We start from the raw sequence: 1,750 nt of genomic DNA on the forward strand, positions 1-1,750 counted from the left end.
CCGCAGATGGCATACCTGCCCTCTTCGCCCGTCTCGCCGGTGGCCAGGAGGACGAGGAAGTCTGGCACGACCTCTGGTCGGCGCTGTGCCACCAAGGCACTGTGTACGAGGCGAGCTATGCCGCGTTGCCAGTCCTCGCAGACATCGCGACCGGCCGTGCGCCGGGCGAGCGGAAGCAAGCAGTTCTCATGGCGGGCCTCATCGTTGCCGAAGCCGACACGGCACAACGCGGCCTTTACGCCTCCCAGATCACCGAGTTGACGCCGGCAGCCCGCGCCTGCCTGATCGAGGTCCCGGCCGATGAACCAGAGACCTTCGTGTACCTGGCACAGAGCCTGCTGGCGTTCGACAACGTTCCGGTCTGGTCTCAGCAGCTTGAACTGCTCCTTGAGGAATTCGAGGCCGAATGCCCAGAGTGCGGGGCCCTCACAGGCATTCAGCTCGGGGAATACGCGAACGAGTGTGAGGCCGAACTGCACCCGGCAAGCCCGGACGAGCTGACCGGCATCGGCGCCCGGATCTACACCATGGCGGGTGACGCCGGTCAGGACCAGGTCGCCGAGTGGGTGACACGCCTCTTCGGACTTGCGACGTGCTCGGAGTGCGAGACCAGGTTCGTGATCTCCGAGAGCGTCACCGGCCAGACCTGCTTGGCGAGCACCTGGCGGACCGGGTAAGGATGCCCGCGATGTGGAGCGCGGCCAGGTAGATGGTGGCTGTCCAGCTCCCGGCCGAAGTTGCTCCGCCGACCTTTCGTCGAAGCGGGGCGAGACGACCGATGAGAAGCTGGCACGCGGTCTGTCGGACCGGGAGCAGCGACGTGGCGGCCGGGTGGTCGCTGATCAAGGAGGCGAACACGATGGCGCGGTACCTGATCTCGTTCGACGACGGATCGATGACCTTCCCCAAGGAGGACTTCCCGGCGGTCGGCGAGGCATCCCACCGGGTGGTCCAGGAGGCCAAGGACGCAGGTGTCTGGATCTTCGGCGCCGGGGTGGAACGTCAGCAGGCGAGCATCGTGGCCACCGACGGCACGGTCAGGGACGGACCGTTCCCCGAGACCAAGGCGGTCGTCGGCGGTTTCTCGATCATCGAGGTCCCGTCGCGCGAGGACGCGCTGATGTGGGCTGCGAAGATCGCCGAGGCGTGCCGGTGTGCACAGGAGGTGCGCGAGATCATGTACGACCCGGAGAGCTGAGCCACCGATCCGCACCCGCCCGTAGTTCGCATCGAGAGGTCCGGGACAGGTTCCCTGGCTCGTGCCACTCCCGTGCCAGAACGGACGGGGAACCGGGGCCCGCAGGGGTGACTTCCACCGGACTGTGCCCAAGGTAGGGAAACCGCAGGTCAGGTCCCGCGATCGCCCAACCTCGCTCCTGAAGCGGGTGCCTTACGCGGTGGTGAACGGGCTGGCCCCCTCCGCAACGCGCCGGTGCTGCGGGTCTACAGCTGCCGGCCGACGCAGGCAGGGCGATCGTAGATCAGGGCCGAGCTTTGCCGCACTGTGGTTTCCTGCCCGACCACCTAGGCCCGGCCGTCCGAGGTCACCCGACGCCGACCGACAGCGAGGGGCTCATGGTGGTCGTCTACAAGTTCGAGCCGTGATCGCTGATGCTGCTATGCGGTTCATGAGCCGTACGCTGCTCGGCTCGATCGGATCCGGGGCCGTCGCTGGGCCGTCCGAGGGCGGCCGACGACGACAGACGATGACAGTGGCCGACCGCTCTCCCCCTGCTCAGAGACGGTGCTT

Annotated in this window: 2 protein-coding genes; both read left to right on the forward strand. The window is 67.3% G+C overall.

Annotated elements, in window-relative coordinates:
* Window positions 1–677: hypothetical protein (locus tag BZY54_RS51250; RefSeq protein ID WP_086730209.1), on the forward strand; the 677-nt coding region annotated here is incomplete at its 5' end.
* Window positions 678–820: 143 nt separating this feature from the next.
* Window positions 821–1,198 carry a YciI family protein gene (locus BZY54_RS39715; RefSeq protein ID WP_244217564.1) on the forward strand — a complete coding sequence of 126 codons (378 nt, stop codon included), beginning with the start codon at window positions 821–823 and terminating at the stop codon, window positions 1,196–1,198.
* The last annotated feature ends 552 nt before the right edge of the window (window positions 1,199–1,750 follow it).

This window comes from Streptomyces carpinensis (genome assembly GCF_002154505.1).
GTDB classification, from domain to species: Bacteria; Actinomycetota; Actinomycetes; order Streptomycetales; family Streptomycetaceae; genus Streptomyces; species Streptomyces carpinensis.